The organism is Streptomyces sp. NPDC048441 (assembly GCF_043200235.1).
Classification (GTDB): Bacteria; Actinomycetota; Actinomycetes; order Streptomycetales; family Streptomycetaceae; genus Streptomyces.
Genome location: NZ_JBICXM010000005.1, coordinates 438,547 through 458,590 on the forward strand (window position 1 = coordinate 438,547; position 20,044 = coordinate 458,590).

Genomic DNA, 20,044 nt, shown 5'->3' on the forward strand with positions numbered 1-20,044 from the left:
GCCGCTGAACGCTACGGCCCGGCCCGCCATGAGGCGGACCGGGCCGTAGCGCTGTGCGAGCCGTTCAGGGAGAGGACGGCGGATACAGATCGCGCGGCAGCTGCGAAGCCGCCGCGGCGTCGAGCAGCCACAGCGTCCGCGACCTGCCGTACGCGCCCGCCGCGGGCGCCTGTACCTCGCCCGCGCCCGACAGGGCGATCGCCGCGGCGTTCGCTTTGTCCTCGCCCGCCGCGAGCAGCCACACCTCGCGGGCCGCCCGGATCGCCGGGAGCGTGAGCGTGATGCGGACGGGCGGCGGCTTGGGCGCGCCGTGCACGCCGACCACCGGCCGCTCCGTCTCGCGGACCGCGGGCAACTCCGGGAAGAGCGAGGCGACATGGGTGTCCGGGCCGACGCCGAGCATCAGCACGTCGAACGTCGGCACCGGACCATGGTCCTCGGGCCCCGCGGCCGCGGAGAGCTCCGCCGCGTACATCTCGGCCGCCGCGTCCACCTCGTACGCGCCGTCCGACGCGGGCATCGGATGCACCCGGGCCGGGTTGAGAGGCACCGAGTCGAGCAGTGCCTCCTTGGCCTGGGTGTAGTTGCGCTCCGGGTCGCCGTCCGGCAGGAAGCGTTCGTCGCCCCACCACAGGTCGAGGCGCGACCAGTCGATCGCGTCCTTCGCCGGGGCCGAACTCAGCGCCGACAGCAGGCCGTTGCCGTTGCGGCCACCGGTCAGGACCACCGACGCGTAGCCGCGGGCGGCCTGCGCGTCGACGATCTTCGTGATGAGGCGGGCCGCGGCGGCCTGCGCCATCAGTTCCTTGTCGCGGTGCACGACCAGCTGCGGGGCCGCGCTCACTTCGCCGCCGCCTTCTTGGCCGCGGTCTTCTTCGCCGGAGCCGCCTTCTTGGCCGCATCGGCGGGCTCTTCCACCGCGGGCACCGTCGTCTGCTCCCCGGGGTCACCCAGGCGGTCCACGCCGTACCTCAGCGCGGACGCGTAGGTGTCGTCCGGGTCCAGACGACGCAGCTCCTCGGCGATCAGCTCGGCCGTCTCGCGGCGCTTGAGCGCCACCGCACGGTCGGGCTGCCCCTGGATGGAGAGCGTGGCCAGCGAGCCGTCCGCCCTGCCGAGCACGATGGGACCGCAGTCGGTGTCCATACGTACGCCGGTCAGACCGGGGCCCGCCGAGAGCGAGCGCTTCACGGGGACGTCGAGCCGGTCCGCGAGCCACATGGCGAGCAGCTCGCAGCTCGGGTTGAACTCCTCGCCCTCCACCTCGACCGACGTCACCTTGCAGGTGACCTGGTCGAGAGCGGCCGCGAGCATCGAGCGCCACGGGGTGATCCGGGTCCAGGACAGGTCCGTGTCGCCGGGGTGGTACGCCTCGGCGCGCGCGGTCAGCTCGTGGATCGGCTGCTCCGCGGCGTACGTGTCCGTGACGCGGCGCTGGGCGAGCGCGCCAAGCGGGTCCTTGGCCGGGTCGAGCGGCGCGTTGACCGGCCACCAGACGACCACGGGGGCGTCGGGCAGGAGCAGCGGCAGGACCACCGACTGGGCGTGGTTGATGCCCTCGCCGTACAGCCGAAGGACCACCGTCTCGCCGGTGCCCGCGTCCGCGCCGACCCGCACCTCGGCGTCGAGGCGCGACGTCGTGCGGTCGCGGGGCGAGCGCGCGGCCCGCTTGATGACGACCAGGGTGCGCGAAGGGTGCTCGCGGGACGCCTCGTTGGCGGCCTTCAGGGCGTCGTAGGCGTTCTCCTCGTCGGTGACGATGACGAGGGTGAGCACCATGCCGACGGCCGGGGTGCCGATCGCCCGGCGCCCTTGTACGAGCGCCTTGTTGATCTTGCTGGACGTGGTGTCCGTAAGGTCGATCTTCATGGCCGACGCCAGCTCCGTCCGTCTCGTGCGAGCATTTCGTCCGCCTCGGTCGGGCCCCAGGTGCCGGACGAATACTGCGCGGGCTTGCCGTGCTTGTCCCAGTACTCCTCGATCGGGTCGAGGATGTTCCAGGACAGCTCGACCTCCTCCGTACGCGGGAAGAGGTTGGCGTCGCCGAGCAGGACGTCCAGGATCAGGCGCTCGTACGCCTCCGGGCTGGACTCGGTGAAGGACTCGCCGTACGCGAAGTCCATCGACACGTCACGGATCTCCATCGAGGTGCCGGGCACCTTCGAGCCGAACCGGACCGTGATGCCCTCGTCGGGCTGGACGCGGATGACGATCGCGTTCTGCCCGAGCTCCTCCGTCGCCGTGTGGTCGAAGGGGGAGTGGGGCGCGCGCTGGAAGACGACCGCGATCTCCGTGACGCGGCGGCCGAGGCGCTTGCCGGTGCGGAGGTAGAAGGGGACGCCCGCCCAGCGGCGGTTGTCCACCTCCAGCTTGATGGCCGCGTAGGTGTCGGTCTTCGACTTGGGGTCGATGCCGTCTTCCTGGAGGTAGCCGACGGCCTTCTCGCCGCCCTGCCACCCCGCGGCGTACTGACCGCGGACCGTGCTCTCGCCGAGGTCCTTGGGCAGCCGCACGGCGCCCAGGACCTTCGCCTTCTCGGCGACCAGGGCGTCCGCCTCGAAGGAGGCGGGCTCCTCCATCGCGGTCAGCGCCATCAGCTGGAGCAGGTGGTTCTGGATGACGTCGCGGGCGGCGCCGATGCCGTCGTAGTAGCCGGCGCGGCCGCCGATGCCGATGTCCTCGGCCATCGTGATCTGGATGTGGTCGACGTACGACCGGTTCCAGATCGGCTCGAACATCTGGTTGGCGAAGCGGAGCGCCAGGATGTTCTGGACGGTCTCCTTGCCGAGGTAGTGGTCGATCCGGAACACCTGGTCCGGGGCGAACACCTCGTGCACGATCGAGTTGAGCTGCCTGGCGGACTCCAGGTCGTGCCCGAAGGGCTTCTCGATCACTCCGCGGCGCCAGGAGCCCTCCGGAGCGTCCGCGAGCCCGTGCTTCTTGAGCTGCTGGACGACCTGGGGGAAGAACTTCGGCGGCACGGAGAGGTAGAAGGCGAAGTTGCCGCCCGTTCCCTGCGCCTTGTCGAGGTCCTGGATGGTGGCCTTGAGCTGCTCGAAGGCATCGTCGTCGTCGAAGTTGCCCTGGACGAAGCGCATCCCCTGGATGAGCTGCTGCCAGACCTCCTCGCGGAAGGGCGTACGCGCGTGCTCCTTGACCGCGTCGTGCACCTCCTGCGCGAAGTCCTCGTCCTGCCACTCGCGCCGGGCGAAACCAATGAGGGAAAAGCCCGGCGGGAGAAGGCCTCGGTTGGCGAGGTCGTAGACAGCGGGCATCAGCTTTTTACGGGACAAATCGCCCGTGACGCCAAAGATGACCAGGCCCGACGGCCCCGCGATACGCGGGAGCCGTCGGTCTGCGGCGTCACGCAGCGGATTGCTGCTTGACAAGGTGGTCAGCCCTCCGAAGGGGTGAGGCGCTTGAGCTCCGCCTCGGTGGACTTGAGCAGGTCGTTCCAGGATGCCGCGAACTTCTCGACGCCTTCGTCCTCGAGCAGCTGCACCACGTCGTCGTAGCTGATGCCGAGCTTCTCGATGGCCTCGATCTCACCGCGCGAGACGTCGTACGTCCCCGACACGGCGTCGCCCGTGATCTGCCCGTGGTCGGCGGTGGCCTCGAGGGTCGCCTCCGGCATGGTGTTCACGGTGTTCGGCGCGACCAGGTCGTCGACGTACAGGGTGTCCTTGTACGCCGGGTCCTTGACGCCGGTCGAGGCCCACAGCGGACGCTGCTTGTTGCCCTGCGCCTTGTCGAGCGCGGCCCAGCGGTCGGACGAGAAGACCTCTTCGTACGCCTCGTACGCCAGACGCGCGTTGGCGAGAGCGGCCTTGCCCTTGAGAGCCTTGGCCTCGTCGGTGCCGAGCGCGTCGAGGCGCTTGTCGATCTCGGTGTCCACGCGGGACACGAAGAAGGACGCCACCGAGTGGATCTTGGAGAGGTCCAGGCCCGCGGCCTTCGCCTTCTCCAGGCCCGCCAGGTACGCGTCCATGACCTCGCGGTAGCGCTCGAGCGAGAAGATCAGCGTCACGTTCACGCTGATGCCCTTGCCGATGACCTCGGTGATCGCGGGCAGGCCCGCCTTCGTCGCCGGGATCTTGATGAGCGTGTTCGGGCGGTCCACCAGCCAGGCGAGCTGCTTGGCCTCGGCGATCGTCGCGTCGGTGCTGTGCGCCAGACGCGGGTCGACCTCGATCGACACGCGGCCGTCCTGGCCGCCCGTCGCGTCGAAGACCGGGCGCAGGATGTCGGCGGCGTCACGGACGTCCGCCGTCGTGATCATGCGGATGGCCTCTTCGACGGTGACCTTGCGGGTGGCGAGGTCGGTGAGCTGCTGCTCGTAACCGTCACCGCTGCTGATCGCCTTCTGGAAGATCGACGGGTTCGTCGTGACACCCACGACGTGGCTCTGGTCGATCAGTTCGGCGAGGTTGCCGGACGTGATCCGCTTGCGCGACAGGTCGTCCAGCCAGATCGCGACGCCTTCGTCGGAGAGGCGCTTGAGTGCGTCTGTCATGGGAAATACATCTCCTACTTGATGGTATGTCGGCGTCAGCGCTGAGCGGCGTCGATCGATTCCCGGGCTGCTGCGACCACTGCGTCGCCAGTGAACCCGAACTCGCGGAAGAGCACCTTGCCATCGGCCGAAGCGCCGAAGTGCTCCAGTGAAACGATGCGTCCGGCGTCACCCACGAAGCGGTGCCAGGTCAGGCCGATGCCCGCCTCGACCGCCACGCGCGCCTTGACGGACGGCGGAAGCACGCTGTCGCGGTACTCCTGGTCCTGCGCCTCGAACCACTCGACGCACGGCATCGAGACGACGCGCGTCGGAACGCCCGCGGCCTGCAACTGCTCGCGCGCCTCGACGGCGAGCTGCACTTCGGAGCCGGTGCCGATGAGGACGACCTCGGGGCTGCCGCCTTCGGCCTCGAACAGGACGTAACCGCCCTTGACCGCGCCTTCGGTGACCTCGCGGTCGTACGTCGGCACGCCCTGGCGGGTCAGCGCGAGGCCGTGCGGGGCGCCCTTGCCGAACTCCTTGGTGTAGCGCTCCAAGATCTCGCGCCACACGACGACGGTCTCGTTCGCGTCCGCGGGGCGGACCACGTTCAGGCCCGGGATGGCGCGCAGCGATGCCAGGTGCTCGACCGGCTGGTGCGTCGGGCCGTCCTCGCCGAGGCCGATGGAGTCGTGCGTCCACACGTACGTCACCGGCAGGTGCATCAGCGCGGAGAGACGGACGGCGTTGCGCATGTAGTCGGAGAACACCAGGAAGGTGCCGCCGAAGATGCGGGTGCCGCCGTGCAGCGCGATGCCGTTCATCTCCGCGGCCATGGAGTGCTCGCGGATGCCGTAGTGGATCGTGCGGCCGTACGGGTCGGCCTCCGGCAGGGGGTTGCCCACCGGGAGGAACGACGACGTCTTGTCGATCGTCGTGTTGTTCGAGCCCGCGAGGTCGGCGGAGCCGCCCCACAGCTCGGGGATGACAGGACCGAGCGCCTGGAGGACCTTGCCGGACGCGGCGCGCGTCGCGACACCCTTGCCCGCCTCGAAGACCGGGAGCTTCTCCGCCCAGCCCTCCGGCAGGTCGCCCGCGGCGATGCGGTCGAACTCGGTGGCGCGCTCCGGGGAGGCGGTGCGCCAGGCGGCGAAGCCCTTCTCCCACTCGGCCTTGGCGTCACGGCCGCGGTCGAGCGCCTCGCGGGTGTGCGCGAGGACCTCGTCCGACACCTCGAAGTGCTGCTCCGGGTCGAAGCCGAGTACGCGCTTGGTGGCCGCGACCTCTTCGTCGCCGAGCGCCGAGCCGTGCGCGGCCTCGGTGTTCTGCGCGTTCGGCGCGGGCCAGGCGATGATCGAGCGCATCGCGATGAAGGACGGGCGCTCCGTCTCGGCCTTCGCGGCCTGGATCGCGGCGTAGAGGGCGGCCGGGTCGAGGTCGCCGTCCTCCTTGGGCTCCACGCGCTGGACGTGCCAGCCGTAGGCCTCGTACCGCTTCATGGTGTCTTCGGAGACAGCCGTCTCGGTGTCGCCCTCGATCGAGATGTGGTTGTCGTCCCACAGCAGTACGAGGTTGCCGAGCTTCTGGTGACCGGCCAGCGACGACGCCTCGCCGGAGATGCCCTCCTGGAGACAGCCGTCACCCGCGATCGCGAAGATGTGGTGGTCGAACGGCGACTCGCCCGCGGCGGTCTCCGGGTCGAACAGACCACGCTCGTAGCGGGCTGCCATCGCCATGCCCACGGCGTTCGCGACGCCCTGGCCGAGCGGGCCCGTCGTCGTCTCCACACCGGTGGTGTGCCCGTACTCCGGGTGGCCGGGGGTCTTCGAACCCCAGGTACGGAACGCCTTCAGGTCATCGAGCTCCAGGCCGAAACCGGCGAGGTAGAGCTGGATGTAGAGGGTCAGGGACGAGTGACCCGCGGAGAGGACGAACCGGTCGCGACCGGTCCACTCGGCGTCCGCGGGGTCGTGCCGCATGACCTTCTGGAAAAGGGTGTACGCGGCGGGCGCGAGGCTCATGGCCGTACCAGGATGGCCGTTGCCGACCTTCTGTACGGAGTCCATGGCCAGGACGCGGGCGGTATCAACGGCCCGCTGGTCCAGTTCGGTCCACTCGAGGTCTGTGGTGGTCGGCTTGGTGCTCACCCTGAGTCAGGGCTCCTCTCCACAATGTCGAATGCCGGCGATGTAGATCCCACCGGCCGATGTCGAGCCTACCGCTGTAAAGACGTGCATTTTTTCGAGTCATTCCAGACTGCGGGGGCGGGCCGGGATCCGCCTCTCGAAAGGGATCCATGGTGTTCACCATGTGATCTCGAAGCCGCTCATCTGGACTCTCAGAACGAGTGCGGGACCGCTCATCTGAACGAGTGCCGGGCCCTGTTCCGGGCGGTTCGACATGCCGCTCAACACGCCGCTCAACACGAGCCCACCCCCGCGAAGGGCGAGGTATGGGCAACGTCTACAGTGGCGTGGTACGCGTGAGCCTTTACCGGATCTTCATGTCTGAACATCCGACGCGGCTCGCTGGGAAGTCTCTGTCAGGGGTGTGCGTGACGGCCGTTGAATCCCGTCCAGCGGGAGCAATTGGGACGAGCTCTAGCCCGAGCCACCGGCCGTTCGGGGCCCGTGTCATGGCGTTCGTGGCGCTGACCAAGCCACGCATCATCGAGCTCCTCCTGATCACCACCGTTCCGGTGATGTTCCTCGCCGAGCAGGGGGTGCCCGACCTGTGGCTGGTCTTCGTGACCTGCCTCGGCGGCTACCTCTCGGCGGGCGGCGCCAACGCGCTCAACATGTACATCGACCGTGACATCGACGCCCTCATGGACCGTACGTCGCAGCGGCCGCTGGTCACGGGAATGGTCAGCCCGCGCGAGTGCCTGGCCTTCGGCATCGCGCTCGCGATCGCCTCCACGCTGCTCTTCGGACTCGTCGTCAACTGGCTGTCCGCCTGGCTGGCCCTCGGCGCCCTGCTCTTCTACGTCGTCGTCTACACGATGATCCTCAAGCGCCGCACCTCGCAGAACATCGTCTGGGGCGGCATCGCGGGCTGTATGCCGGTCCTCATCGGCTGGTCCGCCGTCACCGACTCCATGGCGTGGGCGCCGGTCATCCTCTTCCTTGTCATGTTCTTCTGGACGCCGCCGCACTACTGGCCGCTGTCCATGAAGGTGAAGGACGACTACGCGCGCGTGGGCGTGCCGATGCTGCCCGTCGTCGCGTCGAACAAGACGGTCGCCCGGCAGATCGTCCTCTACAGCTGGGTGATGGTCGCCGTCTCGCTGCTGCTCCAGCCCCTCGGCTACACCGGCTGGTTCTACACGGCGGTGGCGTTTGTGACCGGCGGCTACTGGCTGTGGGAGGCGCACGGCCTGCAGAGCCGCGCCAAGGCGGAGGCCACGGGCGGCAAGCTCAAGGAGATGCGGCTCTTCCACTGGTCGATCACCTATGTCTCGCTGCTGTTCGTGGCGGTCGCGGTGGACCCCTTCCTGCGCTAGGCGCTTCGGGGCGTGGCCGACGCCACGTCACCCGCCCGTCGCCAGTTGATCTACCCGTCGGTAGCATCCTGTTCATGGCAGAGACGCAGCAGGCTCAGCAGGTGGACGACAGCAAGCAGGCCGCCAAGGCCGAGCGCCGAGCGGACAGGCTGGCGAAGCAGATCGGGACGTTCGCGAAGGCGCACGGCGGTGCCGAGGGACAGCTCGCGTACATCGGGCACGAGGGCACCCGCATCGTCCTGGTCGGCGACGACGGCGGCTGGGGCGATCTGGTGGCGCCCACCTACGCCATCGCGCAGAGCGCCGTGGAGAAGGCCGGGATCACCGTCCACGAGGACTTCGACGGTGACTTCGCGGCCAAGGTGAAGACCGGCCCCTACGAATGGTCGCGCATGGCGGGCATTCAGCTCGGCGGTCCGAGCAACGGCTGAGGGCCCGCACCGTCCGGCCACAAGACGGCCACCATTCGGCACTGTTTCCGAGAACGTCCGGAAGCAACACCTGACGCCCGGGTCACCCGTTAGACCGTAGGAGCACGGTCCGTCTACGGAGAGCCCGGATGATCGAAACGCCGTCCCTGGTGGACCAGTACTGCCACGGAGTGCTGCGCACGGAGCTGGGCCTCGGCACCTTCGAGGCCCACCTCGGCCGCGGCGAGGGCCCGCCCGCGCCGGGCACCACCTTCTTCGACACCCAGACGGGCTTCGCCGTACGCCGCTGGTGCCCGCCTCTGCTCGGCCTCGAACCGCACTGCCCGCCCGCCCGCTATCTCGCCCGGCGCCGCGACCTGGGCGTACTGGAAGTGGGACGGCGGCTGTTGCGGGGGAGCGGCATCACGACGTATCTCGTCGACACCGGGCTTCCCGGGGATCTGACGGGTCCTTGCGAGATGGCGGCCACCGGCTGCGCCGAGGCCCACGAGATCGTCCGCCTCGAACTCCTCGCGGAGCAGGTCGCCGACACCTCGGGCACGGTCGACTCCTTCCTCGCCAACCTCGCCGAGTCCGTGCACGCGGCCGCGGCGGCCGCCGTCGCGTTCACCTCCGTCGCGGGCGTTCAGCGCAGTCTCGCCCTGGCCCCCGAACCGCCGGGCCCCGGCGAGGTGCGGGGGGCGGCGGGCCGCTGGCTGGCCGGACGGCAGGTGGGCGGGGCGCTCCAGGACCCCGTACTGCTCAGACATCTGCTGTGGATCGCGGTGGCGTCGGGACGCCCGCTGCAACTGCACGCGGGGGCCGGCGACCCGCAGACGTACTTCGGCGGCTTCGCGCGGGCGACCGCGGGGCTCGGCACCGATCTGGTGCTCCTGCACGGCTATCCGTACCACCGCAACGCCGCGGATCTGGCGGGCGTCTTCCCGCATGTGTACGCCGATCTGGGCCCCGCCCTGGTGCGCACGGGTGCCCGCGCGGCGGCCGTGCTCGCGGAGATCCTGGAGCTCGCGCCCTTCGGCAAGCTGCTGTTCTCCAGCGGCGCGCACGGGCTCCCCGAGCTGCACGTGGTCGGTGCGCGGCTCTTCGGGGAGGCGCTGGGGCGGGTGCTCGGCGGGTGGGTCGCGGAGGGCGCGTGGTCGCTGGCGGACGCGCAGCGGGTGGCGGGGCTCATCGCGGCGGGCAACGCCCGCCGCGTGTACGGCCTTTCGGAGAGCTGACCGGCCCTTCGGAGGACTGACGGCTCAGGACTGACGGCTCAGACGGCCGACAGCTGGGAGTCGCCGCTCTGGGAGGGGACCTCCGCCGTGCCGTCCGGACGCTCACGCATGGCGAGCAGGACGCGCATGACGCCGATCCAGACCAGGCACGAGCCGAACATGTGCAGGCCCACCAGGATCTCGGGCAGGTCCGTGAAGTACTGGACGTAGCCGATCGCGCCCTGGCCGAGCAGGATCAGGAACAGGGCACGGGTGCGGTGCAGGGGGCCCTTGGGGGCGTCGACGGCCTTGAGGACGAACCACAGCGCGAACGTCAGCGTCACCACGATCCAGGCGAGGACGGCGTGCGCCTTGCTCACGGTCTCCCAGTCGAAGCCCATCCGCGGCACCTCGCTGGAGTCGCCCGCGTGCGGCCCGGAACCCGTCACGACCGTGCCCACGGCGATCAGCAGCACCGAGGCCCCGACCAGGAACCACACCAGCTGCGCCACGGCCTTGCCGACCAGCGGACGGGGCTCCTCGTCACCCTCGCGGGTGCGCTGCCACATCGTGACGGCGACCGCGATCAGGGCGGTGGAGAGCAGGAAGTGCGCCGCGACCGTGTACGGGTTCAGGCCCACGAGGACCACGATGCCGCCGAGCACCGCGTTGCCCATGACCAGCCAGAACTGGAGCCAGCCGAGCCGCGTCACGCCGCGCCGCATCGGCTTCTGCGAACGGGCCGCGATGATCGCCCAGCCGACGGCCGCGCACAGCACGTACGTCAACATGCGGTTGCCGAACTCGATGACTCCGTGGAAGCCCATCTCGCTGGTGGCGGTGAGGGACTGGTCGGTGCACTTGGGCCAGGTCGGGCAGCCGAGGCCCGATCCTGTGAGCCGGACGGCCCCGCCGGTGACCACGATGCAGACCGTCATCGCGAGCGAGATGAGGGCCGCGCGCTGGACGGTCCGCTGAGTCGGGGTCCAGCGTTCGGCGATGAAGGCGAGCGGGTTGCGCACGGCAGAGACGGCGTCGGCTCGGGTCACTTTTGGCACGGGCCCATCGTAGGGGGCCGCTTGTGCACGGCTTCACGAGGGGGACGTATGCGGTGCTTCTGTGACCGGGGTTACTCCCAGCGGAAGAACTTCGCCGCCGCGCCGAGCCCCAACACGGCCCAGACGGCCAGGATCCCGAGGTTGCCCCACGGCATCCCCGCGCCGTGCTGAAGCACGTCCCGCAGGCCGTCCGAGAGCGCCGAGATGGGGAGCAGGCCGAGCACCGACTGGGCCGCGTCCGGGAACTTGTCGAGCGGCACGATGACCCCGCCGCCCACGAGCAGGAGCAGGAAGACCAGGTTGGCGGCGGCCAGGGTCGCCTCCGCCTTCAGGGTCCCCGCCATCAGCAGGCCGAGACCGGAGAAGGCCGCGGTGCCGAGGAGCAGGAGGAGGAGTACGGAGACGGGGTTGCCGTGCGGTGACCAGCCGAGGGTGAAGGCGATCACCGTCAGGAGCGCGATCTGTAGGACCTCGGTGACAAGCACCGACAGGGTCTTCGCCGCCATCAGGCCCCAGCGGGGCAGCGGAGAGGCGCCGAGCCGCTTCAGGACGCCGTAGCGGCGCTCGAAGCCCGTGGCGATGGCCTGCCCGGTGAACGCCGTCGACATCACGGCGAGGGCGAGGATGCCCGGCGCGAGGAAGTCCACGGCCTTGCCGTCGCCCGTGTCGACGATGTCGACCGCGCTGAACAGCACGAGCAGGAGTGTGGGGATGACGACCGTGAGCAGCAGCTGTTCGCCGTTGCGCAGCAGCATCTTCGTCTCGAGCGCCGCTTGCGCGCCGATCATGCGGGGGAGCGGGGCGGCGCCCGGCTTCGGTGTGTACGTACCGGCGGCGCTCATCCGCGCAGCTCCTTGCCTGTGAGCTCCAGGAAGACGTCTTCCAGGGTGTGGCGTTCGACGGCGATCTTCTCCGGCATCACCCCGTGCTGGGCGCACCAGGAGGTGACCGTGGCGAGCAGCTGCGGGTCGATCGTGCCGCTCACGCGGTAGGCGCCCGGGGTGAGTTCGGCCGCGGCCGAGTCCGGCGGGAGCGCTTTGAGGAGCGAGCCGACGTCGAGGCCGGGGCGTCCGGAGAAGCGCAGGGTGTTCTCCGCGCCGCCGCGGCACAGCTCGTCCGGTGTCCCCTCGGCGATGACCTTGCCCGCGTCGATGATGGCGACCTCGTCGGCGAGCTGCTCGGCCTCGTCCATGTGGTGCGTGGTGAGGATGACGCTGACGCCGTCGGTGCGCAGATCGCGTACGAGATCCCAGGTGGCCCGGCGTGCCTGCGGGTCGAGGCCCGCGGTCGGCTCGTCCAGGAAGACGAGCTCGGGCCGTCCGACCACGGCGAGGGCGAGCGCGAGGCGCTGCTGCTGGCCGCCGGACAGGCGCCGGTAGGTGGTGCGGCCGCAGCTCTCCAGGCCCAGGCGCTCGATCAGCGCGTCCACGTCCAGGGGGTGCGCATGCAGCTTCGCCATGTGGCGCAGCATCTCGTCGGCGCGGGCGCCGGAGTAGACGCCGCCGGACTGGAGCATCACGCCGATGCGGGGGCGCAGCGCGCCGGCCTCGCGGACCGGGTCGAGGCCGAGGACGCGGACCGTGCCCGCGTCCGGCCTGCGGTAGCCCTCACAGGTCTCGATCGTGGTGGTCTTACCGGCGCCGTTCGGGCCGAGGACCGCGGTGACGGTGCCCGCGCGGACCCGGAGGTCGAGGCCGTCCACCGCGGTCTTCTTGCCGTACCGCTTGACCAGTCCCGTGACCTGGACGACGGACTCATTTCCCATGGCGGGAAGTCTAGAGAGGGGGAGGCGGGCGGTGGGCAGGGGGCTACTGGCCCGCCCACTCGGCGCGTGAGCGGTGGGTCTCCAGCCACTTCTCGGCGTACGCGACCGCGTCGGCCACCGGGAAGAGCCGGGCCGTCGCCGCGCCCACGGTGCCCCGCACGACGGGGCGGTCCCGCTCGAAGTCGGCGCCGAGCTCGTCGAAGCGCTCGTCGGAGATCGAGGGCTCGCGCACCGTCATCCAGCGGCGCCCCTCCGGGGTCATGACCGCGAAGGAGTTCTCGGCTTCAGGGGCGGGGATCCGGTATTCGGCCAGGTGGAAGGAGGTGCAGGAGCCGAAGCCCGCGCCGAGCAGCAGCACTCGGGCGCCCGATCGCTCCAGGCGGGCCAGAGGGCTGCGCTCGCCGAGTCGGCAGTCGAGCGCGTGTCCCTCCAGGAGGGCCGCCGCGCGGGGGCCGACCGCGGCGAAGGAGGTCTGGGGGTGGGCGCTGCGCAGGGCGCCGGGCCAGGTCCGTACGGCCTCGGGGATCGCGCCGACGCCTCGGGTGGGGGCGGTGCGCGGGTCGTACGCCGGGATGGACGCGCGGATCTCGGGCCACCAGGACTCGGGCACCGGCGGCTTCTCCCACTCCGCCGGGTCGGAGTTGTCGCTGGACTGGGTGGGGACCACGAGGGTGCCCTTTTGGCCCAGTACGTCGAGGAGTGCCTGGACGACGGTGACCTGGCCGCCGCTGACCCACCCCAGGGCGCTCAGTGAGGAGTGCACGAGGAGGGTCTCTCCGGGGGTCACACCGAGCTCGCGGAGGTCTGCCGCGAGGGACGTCCGCGTAGACAAAGGGCCGGTCGGAGGGGGTGTCGACATGGTCCAGGAGTCTGGTCGCCCCGGCGGTCGCCCGCCACCGCTTTGATCGATCAGTGATCGTTTTCGCAGGTCAGCTTAGGTATGCCTAAGTGATGCAGCGCACCGGACCTTGATCCGGACGCGGGTTGTCAAGCTCTGAGGAATTACGCAACAATGGCGTTGTGAAAAACGTTGGCGAGGCTCCGCAGGAGGAACTCGCGACCGGGGAGCGGTCTACGCGCAACCGGGTCGCGCGCTCCATCCTGGACCACGGCCCCTCGACGGTTGCCGACCTCGCCGGCCGCCTCGGCCTGACGCAGGCCGCAGTGCGCAGGCACCTTGACACCCTCCTCCATGAGGACGTCATCGAGCCCCGTGAGCAGCGGATCTACGGCGCACGCACGCGTGGCCGCCCCGCCAAGGTCTTCGCGCTCACCGACTGCGGCCGGGACGCCTTCGACCAGTCGTACGACAAGCTCGCCGCCGACGCCCTGCGCTGGATCAGCGAGCGGCACGGCGAGGGAGCGGTCGTCGAATTCGCCCGCGAGCGGATGGCCGCCCAGGCCGTGGCCTACCGCAAGGCGATCGAAGCGGTGGCCCCCGAGCAGCGCGCGGAGGCTCTCGCGAAGGCGTTGACCGCCGACGGGTACGCTGCTACGGCGCGTAGCGCGCCGGTCGGAGAGCAGCTGTGCCAGCACCACTGCCCGGTCGCCCATGTCGCCGAGCAGTACCCACAACTTTGTGAGGCGGAGACGGAGATCTTCTCCGCCCTCCTCGGGACGCACGTCCAGCGGCTCGCCACCATCGCGCACGGCGACGGCGTCTGCACGACGTTCATCCCGAGCAACGCCTCACAGCCCCCACAGACCACTGTTAAAGCATCCGCAAGCACGGCCGGGAGGAACCCCGCATGACGCTCCCCACGGAGACTGCCCACCCCGAACTCGATGGTCTGGGCACGTACGAATACGGCTGGGCCGACTCCGACGTGGCCGGTGCCTCTGCCAAGCGCGGCATCAACGAGGACGTCGTCAAGGACATCTCGCAGAAGAAGTCCGAGCCCGAGTGGATGACGAAGCTGCGCCTCAAGGGCCTGCGGCTCTTCGGTAAGAAGCCCATGCCCAACTGGGGCTCGGACCTGTCGGGCATCGACTTCGACAACATCAAGTACTTCGTGCGTTCCACGGAGAAGCAGGCCCAGTCCTGGGAGGACCTGCCCGAGGACATCAAGAGCACGTACGACAAGCTCGGCATCCCCGAGGCGGAGAAGCAGCGCCTCGTCGCCGGTGTCGCCGCTCAGTACGAGTCCGAGGTCGTCTACCACCAGATCAACGAGGAGCTCGAGGCGCAGGGTGTCATCTTCATGGACACCGACACGGCGCTCAAGGAGCACCCTGAGCTCTTCAAGGAGTACTTCGGCACCGTCATCCCGGTCGGCGACAACAAGTTCGCGTCGCTGAACTCCGCGGTGTGGTCCGGCGGCTCGTTCATCTACGTGCCGAAGGGCGTGCACGTCGAGATCCCGCTCCAGGCCTACTTCCGTATCAACACGGAGAACATGGGCCAGTTCGAGCGCACGCTGATCATCGTCGACGAGGGCGCGTACGTTCACTACGTCGAGGGCTGCACGGCGCCGATCTACAAGTCGGACTCCCTGCACTCCGCCGTGGTCGAGATCATCGTGAAGAAGGGCGGCCGCTGCCGCTACACGACGATCCAGAACTGGTCGAACAACGTCTACAACCTGGTCACCAAGCGCGCCGTGGCGTACGAGGGCGCGACCATGGAGTGGATCGACGGCAACATCGGCTCCAAGGTGACGATGAAGTACCCCGCCGTCTACCTGATGGGCGAGCACGCCAAGGGCGAGACCCTGTCCATCGCCTTCGCGGGCGAGGGCCAGCACCAGGACGCCGGTTCCAAGATGGTCCACATGGCGCCCAACACGTCCTCGAACATCGTCTCCAAGTCCGTGGCGCGAGGCGGTGGCCGCACCTCCTACCGCGGTCTCGTCGAGATCGGCGAGGGCGCTCACGGCTCGAAGTCGAACGTGCTCTGTGACGCGCTGCTGGTCGACACGATCTCCCGCTCGGACACGTATCCGTACGTCGACGTCCGCGAGGACGACGTGTCCATGGGCCACGAGGCGACCGTCTCCAAGGTCTCCGACGACCAGCTCTTCTACCTGATGAGCCGCGGTCTGACCGAGTTCGAGGCCATGGCGATGATCGTGCGAGGCTTCGTCGAGCCGATCGCCAAGGAACTGCCCATGGAGTACGCCCTGGAGCTGAACCGGCTGATCGAGCTGCAGATGGAGGGTTCGGTCGGTTAAGACCGGCCGACCGGCCCCGCAGCGACTGACTTCTTACGCAGTTACGCAGAGAGAGAGCACGACGACAGCCATGGCTGAGGCTCAGAACATCCCCGTGGGGTCGACGACCGCCGGGTCCATCGCGGTGGCCGCCGAGTCCACCGTCGCCACCCGCATGAGCGCGCCCCCGTCCTTCGACGTGGCGGACTTCCCGGTCCCCCACGGCCGCGAGGAGGAATGGCGGTTCACGCCGCTGGAGCGGCTGCGCGGGCTGCACGACGGCACGGCGGTCGCCACCGGCGGCATCCGTGTCGAGGTGAGCGCCCCGGCGGGCGTGACCCAGGAGACCGTCGGCCGTGACGACGCGCGCGTGGGCAAGGCGGGCAAGCCCGTCGACCGCGTCGCCGCGCAGGCGTACACGTCCTTCGAGAAGGCCTCGGTCGTGTCCGTCCCCAAGGAGACGGTCCTCACCGAGCCGATCCGCATCGCCGTGCACGGCGAGGGCGGCGTCGCCTTCGCGCACCAGGTCATCGAGGTGGGTGCGTTCGCCGAGGCCCTCGTCGTCATCGACCACACCGGTGACGCCGTGCTCGCCGCCAACGTCGACTACCTCCTGGGCGACGGCGCCAAGCTCACCGTCGTCTCCGTCCAGGACTGGGACGACAAGGCCGTGCACATCGCGCAGCACAACGCGCTGATCGGCCGTGACGCCACCTTCAAGTCGGTCGTCGTGACCTTCGGCGGCGACGTCGTCCGCCTGCACCCCCGCGTCGAGTACGCGGGCACGGGCGGCGAGGCCGAGCTCATCGGCCTGTACGTCACCGACGCGGGCCAGCACCAGGAGCACCGACTCCTGGTCGACCACAACCAGCCGCACTGCAAGTCGAACGTCGTCTACAAGGGCGCGCTCCAGGGCGACGACGCCCACGCGGTGTGGATCGGCGACGTCCTCATCGAGGCCGCGGCCGAGGGCACGGACACGTACGAGATGAACCGCAACCTGGTTCTGACCGACGGCGCCCGCGTGGACTCGGTCCCGAACCTGGAGATCGAGACCGGCGAGATCGTCGGAGCGGGACACGCCTCGGCGACCGGCCGCTTCGACGACGAGCAGCTCTTCTACCTGCAGTCGCGCGGTATCCCGGAGGGCGAGGCGCGCCGCCTGGTCGTCCGCGGGTTCTTCGCCGAGCTGATCCAGCAGATCGGCCTGCCCGACGTCGAAGAGCGCCTCCTCAGCAAGATCGAAGAGGAGCTGGAGGCGTCGGCCGCATGACATTCGTACGCGTCTGTGGACTGAGCGAGCTCTCGGAGGACACCCCGAAGCGGGTGGAACTCGACGGCACGCCGGTCTCGGTCGTCCACACCGAGGGCGAGGTGTTCGCGATCAACGACATCTGCTCGCACGCGAACGTCTCCCTCTCCGAGGGAGAGGTGGAGGACTGTCAGATCGAATGCTGGCTGCACGGCTCCGCCTTCGACCTCCGCACCGGCAAGCCGTCCGGCCTCCCCGCGACGCGCCCCGTCCCCGTATACCCCGTAAAGATCGAAGGGGACGATGTGCTCGTCTCCGTCACCCAGGAGTCCTGAGGCACATGGCAACGCTTGAAATCCACGACCTGCACGTCACCGTCGAGGCCGACAACGCCACGAAGGAGATCCTCAAGGGCGTCGACCTCACCGTGAAGCAGGGCGAGACGCACGCCATCATGGGCCCGAACGGCTCCGGCAAGTCGACGCTCGCCTACTCCATCGCGGGTCACCCCAAGTACACGATCACGCAGGGCACCGTCACCCTCGACGGCGAGGACGTCCTCGAGATGTCCGTCGACGAGCGCGCCCGCGCCGGCCTGTTCCTGGCCATGCAGTACCCGGTCGAGGTCCCCGGCGTCTCGGTCTCCAACTTCCTGCGTACGTCGGCGACGGCGATCCGCGGCGAGGCCCCCAAGCTGCGCACCTGGGTGAAGGAGGTCAAGTCCGCGATGGAGCAGCTCCAGATGGACCCGGCCTTCTCCGAGCGCAACGTGAACGAGGGCTTCTCCGGCGGTGAGAAGAAGCGCCACGAGATCCTCCAGATGGAGCTCCTCAAGCCGAAGATCGCGATCCTCGACGAGACTGACTCCGGCCTGGACGTCGACGCCCTGCGCCAGGTCTCGGACGGCGTGAACCGCGTCCGCGAGACGGGTGAGGTCGGCACCCTGCTGATCACGCACTACACGCGCATCCTGCGCTACATCAAGCCCGACTTCGTGCACGTCTTCGCGAACGGCCGCATCGCCGAGTCCGGCGGCGCCGAGCTCGCCGACAAGCTCGAGGCCGAGGGCTATGAGGCTTACACGAAGGGTGGCGTATCCGCGTGACACAGCTGCCGGGCCTCCTCGACACCGAGGCGATCCGCAAGGACTTCCCCATCCTGGATCGCACGATCCACGACGGCAAGAAGCTCGTGTACCTGGACAACGCGGCCACGTCCCAGACGCCGCGCCAGGTGCTCGACGTCATGAACGAGTACTACGAGCAGCACAACGCCAACGTCCACCGCGGCGTGCATGTCCTCGCCGAGGAGGCCACGGCGCTGTACGAGGGCGCCCGTGACAAGGTCGCGGCGTTCATCAACGCGCCGAGCCGCGATGAGGTGATCTTCACCAAGAACGCCTCGGAGTCGCTCAACCTCGTGGCCAACATGCTGGGTTGGGCCGACGAGCCCTACCGCGTGGACCACGAGACCGAGATCGTCATCACGGAGATGGAGCACCACTCCAACATCGTGCCGTGGCAGCTGCTCTCGCAGCGCACGGGCGCGAAGCTGAAGTGGTTCGGTCTCACGGACGACGGCCGGCTCGACCTGTCGAACATCAACGAGATCATCACGGAGAAGACGAAGATCGTCTCCTTCGTCCTGGTCTCGAACATCCTGGGCACGCAGAACCCCGTCGAGGCGATCGTCCGCCGCGCGCAGGAGGTCGGCGCGCTCGTCCTCATCGACGCCTCGCAGGCCGCCCCGCACATGGTGCTCGACGTGCAGGCGCTGCAGGCCGACTTCGTGGCCTTCACCGGCCACAAGATGCTCGGCCCGACGGGCATCGGCGTCCTCTGGGGCCGTCAGGAGCTTCTCGAGGACCTGCCGCCGTTCCTCGGCGGCGGCGAGATGATCGAGACGGTGTCGATGAGCTCGTCGACGTACGCTCCCGCGCCGCACAAGTTCGAGGCGGGTACGCCCCCGGTCTCCCAGGCCGTCGGCCTGGGCGCGGCCGTGGACTACCTCTCCGCGATCGGCATGGACAAGATCGCCGCTCATGAGCACGCGATCACCGAGTACGCGGTCAAGCGCCTCCTTGAGGTCCCCGACCTCCGGATCATCGGCCCGGCATCGGCCGAGGACCGCGGCGCCGCGATCTCCTTCGTACTCGGCGACATCCACCCGCACGACGTGGGCCAGGTCCTTGACGAGGAAGGCATCGCGGTCCGCGTGGGACACCACTGCGCCCGCCCCGTCTGCCTCCGTTACGGAATTCCTGCGACCACGCGAGCGTCGTTCTATCTGTACTCCACGCCCGGCGAGATCGACGCGCTGATCGACGGCCTGGAGCACGTACGGAACTTCTTCGGCTGAGGGGCTGACCGGGAACGTGAAGCTGGATTCGATGTACCAGGAAGTCATCCTGGACCACTACAAGCACCCGCACGGGCGCGGTCTTCGTGATGGCGACGCCGAGGTGCACCACGTCAACCCGACGTGCGGCGACGAGATCACGCTGCGCGTGAAGTACGACGGGTCGACGATCGCCGACGTGTCCTACGAGGGCCAGGGCTGCTCCATCAGCCAGGCCAGCGCATCCGTCCTGAACGACCTCCTGGTCGGCAAGGAGCTGGCCGAGGCGCAGAAGATCCAGGGCGTGTTCCTGGAACTGATGCAGTCCAAGGGCAAGCTGGAGCCGGACGACGCGATGGAGGAGGTCCTGGAGGACGCCGTCGCGTTCGCCGGGGTCTCGAAGTACCCGGCGCGTGTGAAGTGTGCTCTGCTGAGCTGGATGGCGTGGAAGGACGCGACGGCCCAGGCGCTGGGTTCCGACGACGTCGCTGAGAGGAAGACCGCATGAGCGAGAACGAGACTCTGTCCAAGCCGGCCTCAGAAGAAGAGGTCCGCGAGGCGCTGTACGACGTGGTCGACCCCGAGCTGGGCATCGACGTCGTCAACCTCGGCCTGATCTACGGCGTCCACGTCGACGACGCGAACATCGCGACGATCGACATGACGCTCACGTCGGCGGCCTGCCCGCTGACGGACGTCATCGAGGACCAGGCGAAGTCCGCCACCGACGGCATCGTCAATGAGCTGCGGATCAACTGGGTCTGGATGCCGCCGTGGGGCCCGGACAAGATCACGGACGATGGGCGCGAGCAGCTTCGGGCGCTCGGGTTCAACGTCTGAGGTGTGAACAGTAAGTACT

20 protein-coding genes are annotated in these 20,044 nt (G+C 69.1%); 11 read left to right on the forward strand and 9 right to left on the reverse strand.

Translation table 11 applies throughout. From position 1 onward, the window contains the following. Positions 1 to 64 precede the first annotated feature (64 nt). Genes pgl through tkt form a run of 5 tightly spaced genes read right to left on the reverse strand, consistent with a single transcriptional unit; the run spans position 65 to position 6,642 of the window. The gene (gene pgl / locus ACGFSB_RS15685; protein ID WP_393398827.1) at positions 65 to 844 is read right to left on the reverse strand and encodes a 6-phosphogluconolactonase; all 780 of its coding nucleotides are present in this window, start codon (positions 842 to 844) and stop codon (positions 65 to 67) included. Further along, a complete protein-coding gene (gene opcA, locus ACGFSB_RS15690) occupies positions 841 to 1,869 on the reverse strand; it encodes a glucose-6-phosphate dehydrogenase assembly protein OpcA (RefSeq protein WP_393398829.1) in 1,029 nt (342 codons plus the stop codon). Before opcA ends, pgl begins: the two co-directional genes overlap by 4 nt. Then, entirely contained in the window at positions 1,866 to 3,389 is a 1,524-nt protein-coding gene (zwf, locus tag ACGFSB_RS15695) for a glucose-6-phosphate dehydrogenase (RefSeq protein WP_393398831.1), read from the reverse strand. The genes opcA and zwf overlap by 4 nt, the downstream gene beginning before the upstream one ends. Before the next feature lie 5 nt (positions 3,390 to 3,394). Next, the gene (gene tal / locus ACGFSB_RS15700; protein WP_393398833.1) at positions 3,395 to 4,513 is read right to left on the reverse strand and encodes a transaldolase; all 1,119 of its coding nucleotides are present in this window, start codon (positions 4,511 to 4,513) and stop codon (positions 3,395 to 3,397) included. A 35-nt stretch (positions 4,514 to 4,548) separates the two neighbouring features. Beyond that, a complete protein-coding gene (tkt, locus tag ACGFSB_RS15705; protein WP_393398835.1) occupies positions 4,549 to 6,642 on the reverse strand; it encodes a transketolase in 2,094 nt (697 codons plus the stop codon). Between the two features lie 401 nt (positions 6,643 to 7,043). Between tkt and ACGFSB_RS15710 the strand changes: the two genes are divergently transcribed. The 3 genes from ACGFSB_RS15710 (at position 7,044) to ACGFSB_RS15720 (ending at position 9,645) form a co-directional block, all read left to right on the forward strand. Next, a complete protein-coding gene (locus tag ACGFSB_RS15710) occupies positions 7,044 to 7,997 on the forward strand; it encodes a heme o synthase (protein ID WP_393399056.1) in 954 nt (317 codons plus the stop codon). Between the two features lie 74 nt (positions 7,998 to 8,071). Further along, positions 8,072 to 8,428, forward strand: a complete 357-nt coding sequence (locus tag ACGFSB_RS15715; protein WP_393398837.1) for a hypothetical protein — start codon at positions 8,072 to 8,074, stop codon at positions 8,426 to 8,428. Between the two features lie 128 nt (positions 8,429 to 8,556). After that, positions 8,557 to 9,645, forward strand: a complete 1,089-nt coding sequence (locus ACGFSB_RS15720; protein WP_393398839.1) for an amidohydrolase family protein — start codon at positions 8,557 to 8,559, stop codon at positions 9,643 to 9,645. A 38-nt stretch (positions 9,646 to 9,683) separates the two neighbouring features. On the opposite strand, the gene ACGFSB_RS15725 is transcribed toward ACGFSB_RS15720, so the two are convergent. From ACGFSB_RS15725 to ACGFSB_RS15740, 4 genes are all read right to left on the reverse strand, one after another. Continuing rightward, positions 9,684 to 10,682, reverse strand: a complete 999-nt coding sequence (locus ACGFSB_RS15725; protein WP_393398841.1) for a heme A synthase — start codon at positions 10,680 to 10,682, stop codon at positions 9,684 to 9,686. A gap of 71 nt (positions 10,683 to 10,753) precedes the next feature. Then, the gene (locus ACGFSB_RS15730) at positions 10,754 to 11,524 is read right to left on the reverse strand and encodes an ABC transporter permease (protein WP_393398843.1); all 771 of its coding nucleotides are present in this window, start codon (positions 11,522 to 11,524) and stop codon (positions 10,754 to 10,756) included. Beyond that, the gene (locus tag ACGFSB_RS15735; protein ID WP_393398845.1) at positions 11,521 to 12,447 is read right to left on the reverse strand and encodes an ABC transporter ATP-binding protein; all 927 of its coding nucleotides are present in this window, start codon (positions 12,445 to 12,447) and stop codon (positions 11,521 to 11,523) included. The genes ACGFSB_RS15730 and ACGFSB_RS15735 overlap by 4 nt, the downstream gene beginning before the upstream one ends. A 43-nt stretch (positions 12,448 to 12,490) precedes the next feature. Then, entirely contained in the window at positions 12,491 to 13,306 is an 816-nt protein-coding gene (locus ACGFSB_RS15740) for an aminoglycoside N(3)-acetyltransferase (RefSeq protein ID WP_393398847.1), read from the reverse strand. Between the two features lie 161 nt (positions 13,307 to 13,467). Between ACGFSB_RS15740 and ACGFSB_RS15745 the strand changes: the two genes are divergently transcribed. The 8 genes from ACGFSB_RS15745 to ACGFSB_RS15780 all read left to right on the forward strand — a co-directional run bounded on the left by ACGFSB_RS15745 (position 13,468) and on the right by ACGFSB_RS15780 (position 20,025). Further along, the gene (locus ACGFSB_RS15745) at positions 13,468 to 14,199 is read left to right on the forward strand and encodes a helix-turn-helix transcriptional regulator (protein WP_393398849.1); all 732 of its coding nucleotides are present in this window, start codon (positions 13,468 to 13,470) and stop codon (positions 14,197 to 14,199) included. Beyond that, positions 14,196 to 15,617: a Fe-S cluster assembly protein SufB gene (gene sufB, locus ACGFSB_RS15750; RefSeq protein ID WP_393398851.1), complete on the forward strand. Its 1,422-nt coding sequence runs from the start codon at positions 14,196 to 14,198 to the stop codon at positions 15,615 to 15,617. Before ACGFSB_RS15745 ends, sufB begins: the two co-directional genes overlap by 4 nt. 70 nt (positions 15,618 to 15,687) lie before the next feature. Beyond that, positions 15,688 to 16,869, forward strand: coding sequence for a Fe-S cluster assembly protein SufD (gene sufD, locus ACGFSB_RS15755; protein WP_393398853.1), 1,182 nt, complete (start codon positions 15,688 to 15,690; stop codon positions 16,867 to 16,869). Next, entirely contained in the window at positions 16,866 to 17,183 is a 318-nt protein-coding gene (locus ACGFSB_RS15760; protein ID WP_393398855.1) for a bifunctional 3-phenylpropionate/cinnamic acid dioxygenase ferredoxin subunit, read from the forward strand. Before sufD ends, ACGFSB_RS15760 begins: the two co-directional genes overlap by 4 nt. A 5-nt stretch (positions 17,184 to 17,188) precedes the next feature. After that, positions 17,189 to 17,953, forward strand: coding sequence for a Fe-S cluster assembly ATPase SufC (gene sufC / locus ACGFSB_RS15765; protein ID WP_393398857.1), 765 nt, complete (start codon positions 17,189 to 17,191; stop codon positions 17,951 to 17,953). Next, complete coding sequence (locus tag ACGFSB_RS15770; RefSeq protein WP_393398859.1) at positions 17,950 to 19,206, forward strand: cysteine desulfurase; 1,257 nt, start codon at positions 17,950 to 17,952, stop codon at positions 19,204 to 19,206. The genes sufC and ACGFSB_RS15770 overlap by 4 nt, the downstream gene beginning before the upstream one ends. Before the next feature lie 16 nt (positions 19,207 to 19,222). After that, positions 19,223 to 19,693 (forward strand): Fe-S cluster assembly sulfur transfer protein SufU, encoded by a 471-nt coding sequence (sufU, locus tag ACGFSB_RS15775; protein WP_393398861.1) that lies wholly within the window; start codon positions 19,223 to 19,225, stop codon positions 19,691 to 19,693. Beyond that, on the forward strand, positions 19,690 to 20,025 hold the full coding sequence (locus ACGFSB_RS15780; protein ID WP_393398863.1) for a metal-sulfur cluster assembly factor: 336 nt from the start codon (positions 19,690 to 19,692) through the stop codon (positions 20,023 to 20,025). Before sufU ends, ACGFSB_RS15780 begins: the two co-directional genes overlap by 4 nt. Positions 20,026 to 20,044 lie beyond the last annotated feature (19 nt).

Bases quoted from the DNA above. Each gene is read 5' to 3' on its own strand.
- opcA (WP_393398829.1), bottom strand. From the start codon at position 1,869: ATGAAGATCGACCTTACGGACACCACGTCCAGCAAGATCAACAAGGCG.
- sufB (WP_393398851.1), top strand. From the start codon at position 14,196: ATGACGCTCCCCACGGAGACTGCCCACCCCGAACTCGATGGTCTGGGC.
- ACGFSB_RS15780 (WP_393398863.1), top strand. From the start codon at position 19,690: ATGAGCGAGAACGAGACTCTGTCCAAGCCGGCCTCAGAAGAAGAGGTC.
- ACGFSB_RS15740 (WP_393398847.1), bottom strand. From the start codon at position 13,306: ATGTCGACACCCCCTCCGACCGGCCCTTTGTCTACGCGGACGTCCCTC.
- sufD (WP_393398853.1), top strand. From the start codon at position 15,688: ATGGCTGAGGCTCAGAACATCCCCGTGGGGTCGACGACCGCCGGGTCC.
- tal (WP_393398833.1), bottom strand. From the start codon at position 4,513: ATGACAGACGCACTCAAGCGCCTCTCCGACGAAGGCGTCGCGATCTGG.
- ACGFSB_RS15760 (WP_393398855.1), top strand. From the start codon at position 16,866: ATGACATTCGTACGCGTCTGTGGACTGAGCGAGCTCTCGGAGGACACC.
- ACGFSB_RS15730 (WP_393398843.1), bottom strand. From the start codon at position 11,524: ATGAGCGCCGCCGGTACGTACACACCGAAGCCGGGCGCCGCCCCGCTC.
- sufC (WP_393398857.1), top strand. From the start codon at position 17,189: ATGGCAACGCTTGAAATCCACGACCTGCACGTCACCGTCGAGGCCGAC.
- ACGFSB_RS15715 (WP_393398837.1), top strand. From the start codon at position 8,072: ATGGCAGAGACGCAGCAGGCTCAGCAGGTGGACGACAGCAAGCAGGCC.
- ACGFSB_RS15720 (WP_393398839.1), top strand. From the start codon at position 8,557: ATGATCGAAACGCCGTCCCTGGTGGACCAGTACTGCCACGGAGTGCTG.
- ACGFSB_RS15735 (WP_393398845.1), bottom strand. From the start codon at position 12,447: ATGGGAAATGAGTCCGTCGTCCAGGTCACGGGACTGGTCAAGCGGTAC.